The 15,394-nt window shown below is 39.3% G+C and carries 14 protein-coding genes and 3 tRNA genes; 14 read left to right on the top strand and 3 right to left on the bottom strand.

All coding sequences use genetic code 11. The annotated features are described in order from the left end of the window. Positions 1–211 precede the first annotated feature (211 nt). Entirely contained in the window at positions 212–2,083 is a 1,872-nt protein-coding gene (locus C3007_RS10490) for a monovalent cation:proton antiporter-2 (CPA2) family protein (protein ID WP_103854376.1), read from the top strand. 47 nt (positions 2,084–2,130) lie between these two features. Here the strand turns inward: C3007_RS10490 and C3007_RS10495 are convergent, their stop codons facing one another. Beyond that, positions 2,131–3,438, bottom strand: coding sequence for an ATP-binding protein (locus C3007_RS10495; RefSeq protein ID WP_103854377.1), 1,308 nt, complete (start codon positions 3,436–3,438; stop codon positions 2,131–2,133). 132 nt (positions 3,439–3,570) lie between these two features. Further along, positions 3,571–3,981 carry a copper chaperone PCu(A)C gene (locus C3007_RS10500; RefSeq protein WP_103854378.1) on the bottom strand — a complete coding sequence of 137 codons (411 nt, stop codon included), beginning with the start codon at positions 3,979–3,981 and terminating at the stop codon, positions 3,571–3,573. Between the two features lie 280 nt (positions 3,982–4,261). Here C3007_RS10500 and hflD point away from each other — a divergent pair, with 280 nt between their 5' ends. The 9 genes from hflD (at position 4,262) to C3007_RS10545 (ending at position 10,845) form a co-directional block, all read left to right on the top strand. Further along, positions 4,262–4,873 (top strand): high frequency lysogenization protein HflD, encoded by a 612-nt coding sequence (hflD, locus tag C3007_RS10505; protein WP_103854379.1) that lies wholly within the window; start codon positions 4,262–4,264, stop codon positions 4,871–4,873. A 12-nt stretch (positions 4,874–4,885) separates the two neighbouring features. After that, a complete protein-coding gene (purB, locus tag C3007_RS10510) occupies positions 4,886–6,253 on the top strand; it encodes an adenylosuccinate lyase (RefSeq protein WP_103854380.1) in 1,368 nt (455 codons plus the stop codon). A gap of 150 nt (positions 6,254–6,403) precedes the next feature. Then, complete coding sequence (mutY, locus tag C3007_RS10515) at positions 6,404–7,522, top strand: A/G-specific adenine glycosylase (RefSeq protein WP_103854381.1); 1,119 nt, start codon at positions 6,404–6,406, stop codon at positions 7,520–7,522. Continuing rightward, entirely contained in the window at positions 7,522–7,800 is a 279-nt protein-coding gene (locus C3007_RS10520) for an oxidative damage protection protein (RefSeq protein ID WP_103854382.1), read from the top strand. The genes mutY and C3007_RS10520 overlap by 1 nt, the downstream gene beginning before the upstream one ends. Beyond that, on the top strand, positions 7,800–8,873 hold the full coding sequence (mltC, locus tag C3007_RS10525) for a membrane-bound lytic murein transglycosylase MltC (RefSeq protein WP_103854408.1): 1,074 nt from the start codon (positions 7,800–7,802) through the stop codon (positions 8,871–8,873). Before C3007_RS10520 ends, mltC begins: the two co-directional genes overlap by 1 nt. A gap of 155 nt (positions 8,874–9,028) precedes the next feature. Continuing rightward, a tRNA-Phe gene (locus C3007_RS10530) sits at positions 9,029–9,104 on the top strand. A gap of 4 nt (positions 9,105–9,108) precedes the next feature. Then, positions 9,109–9,184 (top strand) — tRNA-Asn (locus C3007_RS10535). 163 nt (positions 9,185–9,347) lie between these two features. Beyond that, a tRNA-Arg gene (locus C3007_RS10540) sits at positions 9,348–9,424 on the top strand. Positions 9,425–9,636: 212 nt separating this feature from the next. After that, a complete protein-coding gene (locus tag C3007_RS10545) occupies positions 9,637–10,845 on the top strand; it encodes a tyrosine-type recombinase/integrase (protein ID WP_103854383.1) in 1,209 nt (402 codons plus the stop codon). A 53-nt stretch (positions 10,846–10,898) separates the two neighbouring features. On the opposite strand, the gene C3007_RS10550 is transcribed toward C3007_RS10545, so the two are convergent. Then, entirely contained in the window at positions 10,899–11,132 is a 234-nt protein-coding gene (locus C3007_RS10550; protein ID WP_103854384.1) for an ogr/Delta-like zinc finger family protein, read from the bottom strand. 475 nt (positions 11,133–11,607) lie between these two features. Here C3007_RS10550 and C3007_RS10555 point away from each other — a divergent pair, with 475 nt between their 5' ends. The 4 genes from C3007_RS10555 (at position 11,608) to C3007_RS10570 (ending at position 15,387) form a co-directional block, all read left to right on the top strand. Then, positions 11,608–11,805: a helix-turn-helix transcriptional regulator gene (locus C3007_RS10555; RefSeq protein ID WP_103854385.1), complete on the top strand. Its 198-nt coding sequence runs from the start codon at positions 11,608–11,610 to the stop codon at positions 11,803–11,805. Between the two features lie 419 nt (positions 11,806–12,224). Beyond that, positions 12,225–12,905, top strand: a complete 681-nt coding sequence (locus tag C3007_RS10560) for a hypothetical protein (RefSeq protein WP_103854386.1) — start codon at positions 12,225–12,227, stop codon at positions 12,903–12,905. Between the two features lie 145 nt (positions 12,906–13,050). After that, positions 13,051–14,151, top strand: coding sequence for a hypothetical protein (locus C3007_RS10565; RefSeq protein ID WP_103854387.1), 1,101 nt, complete (start codon positions 13,051–13,053; stop codon positions 14,149–14,151). A gap of 246 nt (positions 14,152–14,397) precedes the next feature. Then, positions 14,398–15,387 carry a phage major capsid protein, P2 family gene (locus C3007_RS10570; RefSeq protein WP_103854388.1) on the top strand — a complete coding sequence of 330 codons (990 nt, stop codon included), beginning with the start codon at positions 14,398–14,400 and terminating at the stop codon, positions 15,385–15,387. Positions 15,388–15,394 lie beyond the last annotated feature (7 nt).

The following is a 15,394-nucleotide window of genomic DNA, read 5'->3' on the forward strand; positions in this document are numbered from 1 at the left end:
GGGCTCTAGCCAATATTTATGATAAAAATCAAGTGCGGTGTTTTTTTATGAAATTTTTTGCAGGTTAATTTTCTTGGCATAATCAATAAGTTAAAAAGGCGAGCAGCAAGACAGCCTTTATTTTTTACGGAAAAAGCACCGCACTTGCGTTTAGGATTTATCGCTAGATCAAGTACAATATTAAGACTATCCATAGACAATAGGTTTGCTTATGACATCATTACTGACTTCCGCGTTTATCTATCTCTTTGCCGCCGTGGTGGCCGTGCCAGTTTCTAAACGTTTGGGATTAGGTTCAGTGCTGGGCTATTTGTTGGCAGGGGTGGCGATTGGGCCAATTTTAGGCTTAGTCGGACAGGAAACCGAACGCGTGCAGCACGTTGCTGAATTTGGCGTGGTGATGATGTTATTTTTAATCGGTTTAGAGCTTGATCCTAAAATGCTATGGGCGCTACGCACTAAGTTGCTCGGCTTGGGGGGCTTGCAGGTCATTCTATCCATTGGCGCGATTGCAGGTGTTACCCATTTGCTTAATTTTAGCTGGGAAATGAGCATTGCCATTGGTTGTGTGTTGGCGGTGTCGTCCACCGCGATTGTGTTGCAAACCTTGGGGGAAAAGCATTTGCTGAATAGCCCCGGGGGGCAAAGCAGTTTTTCCGTGCTGTTATTCCAAGATATTGCCATCATTCCTATTTTAGCCTTCTTACCAATGCTTGCTTCGCCTGAATTGATTGATAGTCTGCATAGCGCGGAGCAACATTCAGACAATTTATTAGACGGGGTGAATAATTATGTCAAAACCCTGATCACCTTTAGCGTGATTGGCTCAATCATCTTTGGTGGCTATTTTCTCGCGCGCCCGATTTTCCGCTATATTGCCGCATCAAGAACCCGTGAAATTTTCACCGCATTTGCCTTAGCATTGGTGATCGGCATTGCAGCGATGATGTCGGCTATCGGCCTTTCGCCTGCCTTAGGCACATTCTTGGCGGGCGTGGTATTAGCAAATAGTGAATATCGCCACGAACTAGAAAGCAATCTTGAACCGTTCAAAGGCTTATTGCTTGGTTTGTTTTTCATTACCGTAGGCGCAGATATTAATTTCAGCTTATTATTCAATGACTTCACGGTGATTTTAGGCATCACGCTATTATTTATTCTCATAAAAGCCATTGTCTTATGGGGGCTGGGCTTAATATTCCGCTTGGATCGTCTTAACCGTAATTTATTCGCCCTAAGCCTAGCACCGGCGGGAGAATTTGGCTTTGTGCTACTTTCTTTCAGCCAACAGAATGGCATTCTACCAAGAGAAATCACCGACAAACTCTTGCTTGCCGTGGCTATTTCAATGTTGCTCACGCCTTTCTTATTTATTGCTTACGATAAACTGATCGTACCGCGTGCAAGCCACCAACAACAGCGTGAAAACGACACCATTGAAGATCAAAATGACGTCCTTATTATCGGCCACGGACGTTACGGACAAATTATCAGCGGAATGTTAATGAGTTGCGGCTACAAGCCTACGGTTATTGACTACGATGCCACCTTGGTGGAAGGCTTATCGCGCTTCGGTTTAAAAACCTATTTTGGCGACGGTTCACGTTCTGACTTGTTAGAAACTGCGGGCATTGCGAAAGCCAAATTATTAGTGATTGCCCTTGATGACAAAGAACAAGCCATACAAATCGCCCATTTTGCGCATCACTTTTACCCAAATTTACCGATTATCACCCGTGCTTATGATCGTCTGCACGTTTATGATTTATACCGTGCTGGGGCAAGAAATATTGTGCGAGAAACTTTCGACTCCGCGATCCGAAGTGGCCGTTTAGCCTTAGAACAGCTTGGAATGGACAAAGAAAAAGCCAAACAAATCGCAGAATTTTACTACCACCGCGATCGCCACGGCTTAGCGGAAATGGCAAGCCTTTACGATCCTGAAATTTCCGTATTTAGCAACGAACGAATGATCGCCCGCGCCAAAGAACTCGAACAAGAAACCAAATCAATGATGCTCACCCTGCTCGCAGGCGGCAAGGTTGATTGGCAACCAGGGGAAGAGAATCGCTCGGGGGAGTAAGTTAAAGCCGCCAATATTGCTTGGCGGCTTTATTGATAGCAAAAAGGTTATGCCGTATGTAAATTTAAACTTTCTTGTGCGGCATACAAAGGAATATTGATTAGCCAATCTTGATGGCGATAATCCGCCATAGAAAAGCGCAAAGCCTGTTTAGGATTATATTGCTCTACATAAACGCGTAGGCTTTTTGCCTTCAAATTTTCTTCCGCTTTTACTTCAATCGGAATGATCGATTGTTGCAGCTGTATTACAAAATCGACCTCCGCCGTTCCCTTCTCGGTTGCCCAATAGCATACAGGATTATCCTGCTGAGCAATGAGCTGCTGTAATACATATTGTTCGGTCAATGCCCCTTTGAACTCACTGAAAATGCGATTGCCTTCAAGTAAGGTACTGATATCTAAATGGCTTTGCGCAGCTAGCAAGCCAACATCTAAGCCGTATAGTTTGAATGCATTATCTTGATAGGCTGAAAGCGGTAAATGTGGCTTTTTAATTCGCTGTACACAATGTACTAATCCGCTATCTTTTAGCCACTGTAACGCAATTTCGTAATCTTTGCTTCTTGCTCCTTTTTGTAGATTGGCATAAAAAAACTTTTTATTTTCCTTTGCTAATTGTTCTGGAATTGATGCCCAAATAGACCGCACTTTTTGTACCGTATAGCCGCCTTGAATATGTTTAGAAAAATCTTGCTCATAGGCGATCAGCAAATTACGTTGCACTTCCCTTACAGCATCAAAATTTTGTGTATCAATAAAAGTTTGCACAGCTTCAGGCATTCCACCAATAAAGTAATATTGTCGTAATAGTTCAATATACCGACTTTTCATTGCAGAAATTAATGCCCAATCTTGAGTTTTGAGTAACGTAACAAGATCATCTTGCCCCAATGCCAACAAAAATTCGCTAAAGTGCATAGGATACATTGGCATAAAATCCACTTTCCCCACAGGGAAAGAAACTTGATGATGTAAGGATACGCCAAGCAATGAGCCTGCCGCGATAATATAAAAGTGCGGTGCATTTTCATAAAAATATTTGAGCGATGCCAACGCTTGCGGGACTTCTTGGATTTCATCAAAAATGAGCAATGTATCTTCTGCTTGAATATCAACACCAGTTTCGATTTTTAAACCTAAAATCAATCGGTTAATATCAAAATCACTAGAAAACAGGGTTTTCATTCTTGGATTGTTATCAAAGTTTACATAAGCTACTTTGCTAAAATAATGTTTACCAAAATATTTCATTGCCCAAGTTTTGCCCACTTGGCGAGCGCCTTGAATAATTAAAGGCTTTCTGTTGGTTTTCGCTTTCCATTTTTCTAAGGCTTGTAAAATTGTGCGTTTCATTAAAATTTTCTCCCTAGCAAGATAGGCTATTTTAAGTAGGTTATGATTTTTTACAAGGAAAAAAGAAGCAGAAAAACACTTTTTCTAATAAAAAAGTGTAATTAAACTACATTTTTATAAAGAAATATGTGGTTATTTAGTCGCGGCCTCTGCATTTATTTCCACCACTTCCCCATCATCAAAAAACAGCTTGATTGGGAAAGTTTCGCCTTGTTGGATTGGTTGGGTGAGATCAAAAACCATAATGTGTAAGCCACCGCGTTTTAGGCTGATGCTTTGCTTGGCGGGGATTTCAATGCCGTTGAGTGCGTGCATTTTGCCGTTGTGCATTCCGTGTAATTCTAGACGCGCGGGCTGTTGGCTTTCGGCGAAAAGCAGATTGATGGTTTCATTGCCGGTATTTTGCAGCTGCATAAAGATAGCGCTTGGTTGTCCTGCTTTTTCCGTGGGGAAGATGGTAGCTTGGCTCACAACAATTTCCGCTTGGGCAACGAGTGGGAAAAGTGCGGTGCAAATTAAGCCGATTTTTTTCATCGCGTTCATTGGGGTCTCCTTTTTATTAAAATAGATTGCAATAAAATCGCCACAGTGCAGAGCTGTGGCTTGTTTAGAATAACTAAACTTTACCACATTCACCTTTTTCTCACAAAAACTAGCCGCCAGCTCAAATACAAAATAAATTATCAACAGACCCTAGCAAGAATTTGTCATTTTGCTTTCATTTGTTGTTTGCCTTTTAAAGCAAGGCGAAAAATGCTATATTGCCCCAGTTTTTGAGAGATTCTCGCCCACATAATGATTTTCATACAACATTCATAGCAAAATGGCAGATTATTACGACATCACCCTTGCCCTTGCTGGTGTATGCCAAGCGGCTGCGCTAGTGAAACAATTCGCTCATCACGGCAGTGCCGACAATTCGGCTTTCAACGCCAGCCTACAAAGCTTATTACAAACTTCGCCTGAAAATACCTTAGCAGTTTATGGTGGCAATGCGGCAAACTTAAAATTAGGCTTGCAAACCTTGATGGAACAGCTCAATGGCAGAGATGCAGAGCTAACGCGCTACTGGGTGAGCTTGCTGGCGTTGGAAGGCAAGTTGAGTAAATCGCCAAAAGCAAAGGCGGAATTGGCACAACGCATCGCCTATTTGCCTTCACAGCTCAATTTTTATGATTTACTTGACGAGCAGATGATAAGCAATCTTGCCAGCATTTATGTGGACGTCATCAGCCCGCTCGGTAGCCGTATTCAGGTGCTTGGCGCGCCAGATTATTTGCAACAACAAGGCATTCAGCACCGTATTCGCGCAAGTCTGTTAGCAGGCATTCGCTCGGCGGTGCTATGGCGTCAAGTGGGCGGCAAAAAATACCAGTTTCTTTTTTCCCGTGGCAAAATCGCCACAACGGCACAACAAATTTACTCAACCCTTTAGGAGTTCTTTCTTATGGAATTAAACGCACTTACCGCGATTTCCCCGATTGATGGTCGTTATCAAGACAAAACAACGGCTTTGCGTGCTATTTTTAGCGAATTTGGCTTGCTCAAATTCCGTGTTACAGTCGAAGTTCGTTGGCTACAAAAATTGGCGGCGACTGCACAAATTCAAGAAGTTCCTTCTTTGTCGCAAAAAGCAAACGATTACCTTGATGAAATTGTGGAGAATTTCAGTTTAGCGGACGCGCAGCGTATCAAAGAAATTGAAAAAACCACCAACCACGATGTGAAAGCGGTGGAATATTTTTTGAAAGAAAAAACCACCGCACTTGAAGAATTAGCCGCAGTGAGTGAGTTTATCCATTTTGCTTGTACTTCTGAAGATATTAACAACCTTTCTCACGCCTTAATGCTGAAAACGGCGCGTGAAGAGGTGATTTTGCCTGAATGGCAGAAATTGATTGCTGAAATTGAGCGCCTCGCACACGAATACAAAGCGATCCCGTTGCTTTCGCGCACTCACGGACAGCCAGCTTCTCCGTCCACCGTTGGGAAAGAAATGGCGAATGTGGTGTATCGCTTAAAACGTCAGTTTAAACAACTACAAGAGATTGAAATTCTTGGCAAAATCAACGGTGCAGTGGGAAACTACAATGCCCATTTATCCGCCTATCCTGATGTAGATTGGCATCAATTTAGCGAAGAATTTGTTACTTCGCTCGGCATTAAATGGAACCCTTACACCACCCAAATTGAGCCGCACGACTATATTGCCGAATTGTTTGATAACGTTGCGCGTTTCAACACCATTATTATTGATTTTGATCGCGATTTATGGGGCTATATTGCCTTAAATCACTTCAAACAACGCACTATTGCAGGGGAAATTGGTTCATCAACAATGCCACACAAAGTGAACCCGATTGATTTTGAAAACTCAGAAGGCAATTTAGGCATTGCGAACGCAGTAATGGGGCATTTAGGGGCGAAATTGCCAATTTCTCGCTGGCAGCGTGATTTAACGGATTCCACCGTGTTGCGTAATCTGGGCGTGGGCTTGGGCTATTGTTTAATCGCCTATGCCGCCACCAGAAAAGGCATTAGCAAACTTGAAGTGAACGAGCAGCATTTGCGTGATGAACTCAACCAAAACTGGGAAGTGCTGGCTGAGCCAATTCAAACCGTAATGCGTCGTTATGGCATTGAAAAACCTTACGAAAAATTGAAAGAACTGACACGCGGAAAACGCGTTGATGAGCAAGCAATGCGAGAGTTTATTGAGAAGTTAGCCATTCCAGCGCACGAAAAACAGCGCCTACAACAACTCACCCCTGCCACTTATATTGGCGCAGCGGTGGCGTTAGTGGAAAAACTTTAATGGGCTAAAAAATAAGTGCGGTGGAAAATCTCTAAATTTTTCACCGCACTGTTGTTTTTGCCCTTATGGCATTTCCTTTCGCAATTCTTTTGCAAGATAAATTTTGCCTATGATACACTTCATTTTTTCATTCTTTTATCTATTGTATTTATGCTATTAGCTCAATCTTCCGCCACTGCGCCTTTCGCAAAATCTGTTCTAGCTTGGTACGATCAATTTGGACGCAAGCATTTGCCTTGGCAGCAAAATAAAACCCTTTATGGCGTTTGGCTGTCCGAGGTAATGTTGCAACAAACTCAAGTTGCCACGGTGATTCCTTATTTTGAACGCTTTATGCAAAGGTTTCCTACCATCATTGATCTTGCCGATGCGCCCCTTGATGAAGTGCTGCATTTGTGGACGGGCTTGGGCTATTACGCGCGGGCAAGAAATTTGCACCAATCGGCACAAATTATTCGCGATCAGTATCAGGGCAATTTCCCCACTGAATTTGAGCAAGTACAGGCGTTAAAAGGCATTGGTCGAAGCACGGCGGGGGCAATTCTGTCTTCTTGCTTAAATGCCCCTTATCCTATTTTAGATGGCAATGTGAAACGTGTGCTGTCCCGTTATTTTACGGTTGAAGGCTGGTCGGGCGAGAAAAAAGTAGAAAATCAGCTTTGGCAGTTAAGTGCAGAAGTTACGCCAACACAGCGTGTGGCAGATTTTAATCAAGCGATGATGGATATTGGTGCGATGGTATGTACACGCACAAAACCGAAATGCACGCTTTGTCCCCTATCTGAAAAGTGCGGTGCAAATTTGCAACAAAATTGGCAAGATTATCCTGCGAAGAAGCCAAAGAAAACCTTACCCGAGCGACAAAGTTATTTCTTAATTTGGCAGCAACAAGGCAAGGTGGCATTAGAACAGCGTGAAAATGCGGGCTTGTGGGGCGGTTTGTATTGTTTTCCACAATTTGACAGCAAGCAGGATTTACTGGCTTATTTGGCGCGTCAAAACGTGGATTTTTATCAGGAATGGCCAGCTTTTCGCCATACGTTTAGCCATTTTCATTTAATGATTCACCCGATTTATGTGAAACAGGAATATCACGGTGAGGACGCTAATCGCTCAGATTGGAAAAAGGTGGGTGAAAATCACGGCAAGTATGAATCTTCTATACAAAGTGCGGTCAAATATTGGTATGATCCGCAAAATCCTGATCAAATTGGGCTGGCAACGCCAGTCAAAAATCTTTTATTACAGTTAGCAAAAGGAAAAGAATAATGGCAAGAACGGTATTTTGTGCCTATTTAAAACAAGAGGCGGACGGGCTAGATTTTCAACTTTATCCAGGCGAATTAGGCAAACGTATTTTTGATAATATCAGCAAACAGGCTTGGGGCGAGTGGATGAAAAAACAAACAATGCTGGTTAATGAAAAAAAATTGAATATGATGAATGCCGAGCATCGCCAATTATTAGAACAAGAAATGGTGAATTTTTTATTTGAAGGCAAAGATGTTCATATTGAAGGCTATGTTCCGCTAGCGGAAAAAGAATGATGAAGAAATATGTTGTTGCTTTGATTATTCCTTTTTTGTTTGCTTGTAGTGGCTCAAGCCATAAAGGAATAAATTATGATGAAGCCTTTGCGAAAGATACGCAGGGGTTAGATATTTTGACGGGGCAATTTTCCCATAATATCGATCAAATTTGGGGCGTGAATGAGTTGTTGGTGGCAAGCCGTAAAGACTATGTGAAATACACCGATAGTTATTACACTCGTAGCCACGTGAGCTTTGATGAAGGGGTTATCACGGTTGAAACACAGCAAGATTTGAACCGCCTGCACAATGCTATCGTGCATACGTTATTAATGGGCTCAGATGCGAAAGGCATTGATTTATTTGCTTCTGGCGATGTGCCGATAAGTTCTCGTCCTTTCTTAGTGGGACAAGTGGTGGATAATGCGGGGCAGCAAATTACCAACGAGTTTATCGCAGGCAATTTTGCTGATTATCTGGTGCAAAATAAATTGCAAACACGCCGTTTAAGTAACGGCAGAATGGTGCAGTTTGTGGTGATCCCAATGATTGCTAATCACGTTGCCGTGCGTGCGCAAAAATACCTACCAATGGTGCGCCGCGCCGCTAGACGCTACAACCTTGATGAAAGTTTGATTTTAGGCATTATGCAAACGGAATCCAGCTTCAACCCTTATGCCATTAGCTATGCTAATGCCATTGGCTTAATGCAAGTGGTGCCGCATACGGCAGGGCGAGATGTGTTCCAAATGAAAGGACGTGGTGGTCAGCCGTCAAAAAGCTATTTGTTTGATCCTGAAAAAAATATTGATGCAGGCGCATCGTATTTATGGCTATTACAAAATAAATATTTAGATGGCATTACTAACCCTACATCTAAGCGTTTTGCGATGATTTCTGCGTATAACAGCGGTGCCGGTGCGGTGTTGCGCGTGTTCCACGAAGATAAAGATATGGCGATTGAACAAATCAACCGCTTATATCCTGAGCAAGTGTACCGAATTTTGACCACGGCACACCCATCTTCACAAGCAAGAAATTATTTAATTAAGGTGGATAAGGCTCAAAAAAGTTATCGCGTTAGACGGTAAAAATTAGAAGTAGCTTTGGTTTTTTATGCGATTTTTGCCGTATTTCTATGCGTTTCGCTTGTTAAATATTCAAACAAACAAAAAACGTAAAAAAGTTAAAATTAATGATTGACTTAACGCGGTAAAAATCGTTTAATACGCACCACTGATGCGTTGCCTCGATAGCTCAGTCGGTAGAGCAGGGGATTGAAAATCCCCGTGTCGGTGGTTCGATTCCGCCTCGAGGCACCATTATTCCTCCTTAGTTCAGTCGGTAGAACGGTGGACTGTTAATCCATATGTCGCTGGTTCAAGTCCAGCAGGAGGAGCCAAATTCCTAAGAGTCGCTAATGAAAATTAGCGGCTTTTTTCATATCTCATACTATTTCTTTTTTATTCTTTTTTTACTAAAAAATTAACCAAATTCGCACCGCACTTTATTTTTTATCCCGTGCTTTTCATCATTACATATTTGTGTCAAACTGAAACGCAAAAGAACGTGTAGCTTAGCAGGATAGAGCAGTCCCCTCCTAAGGGACAGGTCGGCGGTTCGACTCCGCCCACGTTCGCCATTCTATTGTTCTTTTACGTTCGCCAATGTTCAAAATTTATAGAAAATGTAACAAAAACAACGGCTTGCTGTTCGCGTTTGTTCGTTTGTGTTTTTCTTTGTTTGCTTGCATCCGTGCTTTTTAGATCCCTGTTTAGATCCCTCACTTTAGAGGGAATCTTACGAGGGATCTAAAAGGTTAATTATCCTTTATTTTTCATAAGGTTATGAGATATGAGCAAAATTGTTAAACCTTTAACCAATACTACCCTTCAAAATCTAAAGCCTATGGCGAAAGAATACATTAAATCTGATGGGCAAGGGCTTTACATTAGAGTAAAGCCTAATGGTGCTAAGATTTGGTATTTCGCCTATAAATACTTTAAGAAGCATAAGAAAGTTAGTTTAGGGGCATTCCCTGATTTATCTTTGGCAAAAGCTAGAGAAATTGCGCAGGAATATCGTACGCTACTTGTGCAGAATATTGATCCGTTAGGTTATAAAAATGCACAATTTGAGCGCTTGGAGAATGATATGATGACTTTAAGGGAGTTGGCGATCAAATGGCGAGATCGGCGATTGCAACAAGGAAAGGTAAAAGAGCAAACTATCAAAGAGGCTTTTCGGCGGCTTGAAGTTTATATATTCCCCGTTGTTGGAGAGATGAACATTAAAGAAGTGAGCTTAAAATCTATTTTTTCTGCACTTAGTCCGCTTAAGCATTCTAATACACTTTATAAAATTAATGTTTCTTTAAATCAGATATTTCAACTTGCGGAAGATGAAGAATTAATTATTAAAAATCCATTAAGGGGAATTCATAATGAATTTAATTACATTCAGGCGGTGCATCAGCCAACAATTCCCCCAAGCGAATTACCTTATTTATTTAAAGTATTGCAAAATGCGAATATTCAGCGCCCCACCGCACTTTTAATAGAATGGCAGCTATTAACAATGTTGCGTTCTGCGGAAGCGGTACGGGTTGAATGGTCAGAAATTGATTTCAAAAATAAAGTGCTACATATTCCTGCTGAAAAAATGAAAGGAGGAAAACGGCCGCATAGCGTTCCTTTATCTACTCAAGCCTTATATATTTTAGAGCAAATGCGGCGATATAATGGAAATAGGAAATATGTATTCTCAACCTATACCGCACCTTACACTAATCATATGAGTACACAGGCGGCAAATGTGGCGCTAAAGCGAATGGGATTTAAAGGGCTTTTAGTCGCCCACGGTTTGCGCTCTATTGCTAGTACCTATCTTCACGATCTTGATGTATTTTCTTCTGAAGCTATTGAACTATGTCTTTCACACGAAAATAAAGGCAAGGTTCGGGCAGCTTATGATAAATCGAAAAAGTGGAAATCAAGAATTGAGATTATGCAAACTTGGGGGGATTATGTGGAGAAATGTAAAATAGAAGCCATTAAAGCCTAATTTTTAGCCCCTATTTATTGGGGCTAGTTTCTTTTTGTAATGCAGCAAGCATTTTAGCCATCTTCTGGCGAAAATTGGCTTATAAGTGTGTTAATAAAAACGTCTTTATCTAGTAGGCTTGTTCTTGTGGTATGGCTAAATTCTAAATTCATTACAAAACGATGCAAGCATTCTGGATTATTGCAAGAACAATAAAGACGGCTAAAGCCTTGAAGTGGTCTTTCTGTTCTTGTAATTGTTGCTCGGCTTTTGCAAGCTGTGCAATAAATTTTAAAGGCTCTTGGCATTGTTCAATCTCTTAACTGTAAAAAATTTTTGGCATATCACTCACGTAAAATTAAAAATTTCCTTTAATTTCAATCAATTAACTATTTAATATTCTATTTAGTGCTTTTTCTTAACTGAAATTCACTGAAATTAACTGTAATTTTTTCAGTTAAGGAAACTAACAAAATTGAGTATATTTCCTTTATTTTCAATAAATTAAATAAAAACTATACTGAAAATTAACTGAAAAAATGGCAATTTTTGACACAAAAAACGCGGGTGGGAGAGTGCTTTTTTCGTGCCGTATGACATGACGTAGGATTTTACCCGTACAATGGAAACTTTCTAGCCATTTTAATTAATTTGTTCATCTTGTTATTGTGATAATTAATATCACAAGGCAAATTCATTTAATCCCTCTATTAAATCCCCTAATATTTATCTATGTAATTAAGTGCTATAGCATTTATAGCCGTTCAAATTATAGGAGTATAAATGAAAGAGAAAAAAGAACGCTTTATTTCACTAGATGAAGTTATTACAAGAACAAGCCTTAGCAAATCTACCATTTATAACTATATGCGCGGGGGGAAATTCCCTAAAAGTATTATGATTGCAAGTAATCGTGTTGTATGGTTAGAAAGTGAAGTGGATAGCTGGATTGAAGAAAAGTTAAGAAGAAGAGTGAAATAAATAGCCCTAGATAAATTTTATTACCTAGGGCTATGTGCTCACGAAAACAAAAAACGAAATGTAGTTTAATATAGTTATTTTCTTGAAGTATAAGAATATTTCAAGAACCCTTGTTTAATCTAAAGTTTTAAATTAAACGCAAATATTATACCAACAAAAAAGGAAAAATAAAATGCCTGAAACAACTGAAAAAACTGAAACAAAAAGAAAACCACCCTAAAGCACAGCCTACACAGGCTAAACCAAATAAAGCTGAAGAAAAAATTGATGGCACAGAAAAAGATCCTAGCCTTTCAGGCCGTTTAAATCAAGGCGATTTTAAAGGAGCAGCCAAAAAAGGATTAGAGAAAATATCTTCTATTTTCTCAAGTGATAAAAACCAGCCATCCCCAGAGAAATAATAGGACGGAGAAAAAACTATGCTAAATACCATAACCCAAAACGAAACCTTTATTCAGAAAAAAGCGGAATACGAAGCGGCGCTAGAAGCATTAAACAAAGCGAATGATGAAATCGCAAAGAAACAAGAAATTATTAATCGCAATAATGCAATTATTCAAGCATTGCAAGCTGAAAATCTTGAACTTGAAAAGAAATTAGACGGCTCATTAGATGTAGAAAGCGCTGATCTAGACTTTGTTGAATTTGATAAACTTTCCGATCAACTTAATTCAAATACAAGAAAAATCACCTTATTAGAAAAACTGAATAAGGAAACAGAAAATAAAATTGAAATCTTCAAACTTGAAGAATACAGCAAAGCAGCTTCAGAAGCAGAATTAAAATATAATCAGCTAAATAAATATGTTTTTGAGCTTACGCAAGAATTTATTCAAGATGAAGAGCTTATACAAAAGCTAAATTTTCTATGCGGTCTTTATGTAGAATGTTTAGATATGAGAGAGAAAAACACATTAATGCAACTCAATATGGTTGTAGAACAAGTATTTTTAGAAGATTTCAGCAAGCAGGTAAGGCCATCTATTAAGAATCCAGAAAAACACCCTTTAGGAATAGAGAAGCCTAAAATTCTATATCAGACTCTAGGCACAGGCTTCTTTGCCCGCCGCCGCTTGCAAGAACTCAAAGAAAAACAATAATTCACCCATTAAGCCGCCTTGTGCGGCTTTTCTTTTCTCTCTTTACGTATTCCAACTTACACCGCCTAGCACGATATAGCACTTCACAACTGTAATAATAAACAGTATAATTCTGTAAATAAAAACAGACTAGAGGATTTGTTCTATGGACATTTTTAAAGATCAAGATTTTATTCCATTGCGTACCTTTATAAATACATCTTTAGATCTTTTTGGCAAAGAGATTAGCTGCGAAGAATTAGCTTACTTAATATTCTTTAAAAAGATTAAGTTATATATACATATATCAGGAAATCAAGAAATGTTCTTTATTGGCAAGGAGATTATTGAGGAAGAACCTTTTTTAAGCGTACGTGGTGAGATTGATGAGTACTATTTTATTAAGTATGATGATAAAGAAGAAATAATTGATAGAGAAATAATAGAAGATAGCAAAAAGGTTTTGAAAAATGAATTTAGCTCTATTACATTAGAGTTAATAGAAAAAGGGAGAATAAATCTAAACAAAGGAGGAATACCACTTTTTCAAATCATTGATAATAGGACAAAAAAGCCAATTTACTTTGCAGAAAAAGCCATAAGAATAAGTAATAGCTTTAAATTTAATGGATATTTCCCTTTTATTGTTGAATTTGAAGAAATAGTAAAGTTATATAAAGGAATACTTGAAAGCAAGGATGCTTTGACATCGGCAAGAAATTTAACATATGGATTTTTTATTGATTTATTGAAAGGAGACTACAACAAAGAGATAATTGAAAATATTGATATAATAGAGCACTTTATTTGTTTATATCTTACAGTTGATATTGCCACTATTTTTATTGATATAAAGAAATTTTCAAAAGGAAATCTTAATGTTATAGATAATTTATATATTCATAGAAAAGATATTGAGGAAATAATTAAAAATGGGGAAATAACAAGTCCTATATTAAAGGAATATAACAAGAATAAACAACTCAAAACACAAATTATCAGTCTAAAAAACAAACTAGCTTACGATGGCAACCCAACAGAAATCAATACATTGAAAAGTATTATTGCAGGGCTTCTCTGCATTATCGATCCTAGTCGCCCTATAGATAGGCGTTATTTAACCAAAAGCGGGAAATTAAGCAAAAATAAACTAGCTAATGATGTTGAGAAATGCTTAAAAATACTAAGCCCTGAAGAGATTAAAAAAGTGAGCAACCGCACTATCAGAAATCATTTTAGTAAAATCACCAAAAGCAAGGCAAATTAGGCCTTGCTTTTTTATTGCCATAAAAATCTTGTAATTCATACAGAAACTTGCCAAAAATAAAAATTTTTAAATTATATATCAATATGTTATGAAAAATAATGGCGATTTTTGGCAAGTTTTCACCATTGAAATTTCTTTTCTCCTACCATTCCCCCCGCAAACAAAAAAAGCAGTTTTCGGCTTTGGCGAGCGTAGAAAAAACACTTTTTTGATTTTTTGACACCAACCACACATAGGAGAAAAACAATGGATTTTTTAACCGCACTTCACCAATACAGAAAAAACAAGGCAAAGCAGTTTAATGCCGAAGATAAGTACAATAGAGACGCTTTCGCGCTAGAGAAATACGAAGTTCAAGCAATGCTTGAAAAAATTACCCAGCGTTCTGATTTCCTCAAAGCCATTAATGCAATCCCCGTTCATAACGAGCAAGGGCGGAAAATTTTCGGGCCACTCAAGCCCAATATCACAGGGCGGCAATACCTAGAACGCCATATCATTGAACAATCTGATCACGAAGACGGCTATCAAGTGTATGAAACAGATAGCGGCATTACATTGAAATGGGGAATGCTAGATCTTTTCAATCTTTACCCAGAAAAATTTGATCAGTTGATTGATGAATTTGTTTTAGATCAAATCGCGGCCAATATTATGCAAATCGGCTGGGCGGGTAAAAGCGTTGCGCAAAATACGGCCGCTGTTGATCTTTCTGACGTAAATAAAGGCTGGCTAGCTTTGCTTGCCGAGCAAAAGCCCGAAAATATGAAAGCCACGGGCAAAAACGGCAAACTAAAAATCTTTGGTGAAAATGCTGATTATGCCAATTTAGATGCCTTAGCCATTGCCCTAAGAAATCAATTAGATGAACACCACAGAAACCGCAACGATCTTGTCTTTTTAGTGGGCGCTGGGTTATTGGCACGGGAAGAGCAGCCGATCACCAGCGCAACCCCAGCAGAGCAGGATAAAGTAGGTTTGCAAAATCACTATATTACTAACCAATTCGGCGGAATGAAAACCCTCACCCCGCCACAATTTCCACTTTATGGCGCAGTAGTCACGACATTACAGAATTTAAGCCTTTACACGCATAACCGCAGTGGGCGCTATTCAATCCGACAAGATGACGAAAGAAAGCGGGAAGTCGTGAGCTATTGGCGCTTTGAATGCTATGTAGTTGAAGATTTAGGCTTAATGGCAGCTATTGATCCCGCAATGGTGATTTTAGGCTAATTCTAGT

It is taken from the genome of Avibacterium gallinarum (assembly GCF_002921135.1).
Taxonomy (GTDB): Bacteria; Pseudomonadota; Gammaproteobacteria; order Enterobacterales; family Pasteurellaceae; genus Avibacterium; species Avibacterium gallinarum.

Coding starts and splice junctions, on each gene's coding strand:
- C3007_RS10490 (WP_103854376.1), top strand. CDS start 212: ATGACATCATTACTGACTTCCGCGTTTATCTATCTCTTTGCCGCCGTG.
- C3007_RS10495 (WP_103854377.1), bottom strand. CDS start 3,438: ATGAAACGCACAATTTTACAAGCCTTAGAAAAATGGAAAGCGAAAACC.
- C3007_RS10500 (WP_103854378.1), bottom strand. CDS start 3,981: ATGAACGCGATGAAAAAAATCGGCTTAATTTGCACCGCACTTTTCCCA.
- hflD (WP_103854379.1), top strand. CDS start 4,262: ATGGCAGATTATTACGACATCACCCTTGCCCTTGCTGGTGTATGCCAA.
- purB (WP_103854380.1), top strand. CDS start 4,886: ATGGAATTAAACGCACTTACCGCGATTTCCCCGATTGATGGTCGTTAT.
- mutY (WP_103854381.1), top strand. CDS start 6,404: ATGCTATTAGCTCAATCTTCCGCCACTGCGCCTTTCGCAAAATCTGTT.
- C3007_RS10520 (WP_103854382.1), top strand. CDS start 7,522: ATGGCAAGAACGGTATTTTGTGCCTATTTAAAACAAGAGGCGGACGGG.
- mltC (WP_103854408.1), top strand. CDS start 7,800: ATGAAGAAATATGTTGTTGCTTTGATTATTCCTTTTTTGTTTGCTTGT.
- C3007_RS10545 (WP_103854383.1), top strand. CDS start 9,637: ATGAGCAAAATTGTTAAACCTTTAACCAATACTACCCTTCAAAATCTA.
- C3007_RS10550 (WP_103854384.1), bottom strand. CDS start 11,132: ATGCCAAGAGCCTTTAAAATTTATTGCACAGCTTGCAAAAGCCGAGCA.
- C3007_RS10555 (WP_103854385.1), top strand. CDS start 11,608: ATGAAAGAGAAAAAAGAACGCTTTATTTCACTAGATGAAGTTATTACA.
- C3007_RS10560 (WP_103854386.1), top strand. CDS start 12,225: ATGCTAAATACCATAACCCAAAACGAAACCTTTATTCAGAAAAAAGCG.
- C3007_RS10565 (WP_103854387.1), top strand. CDS start 13,051: ATGGACATTTTTAAAGATCAAGATTTTATTCCATTGCGTACCTTTATA.
- C3007_RS10570 (WP_103854388.1), top strand. CDS start 14,398: ATGGATTTTTTAACCGCACTTCACCAATACAGAAAAAACAAGGCAAAG.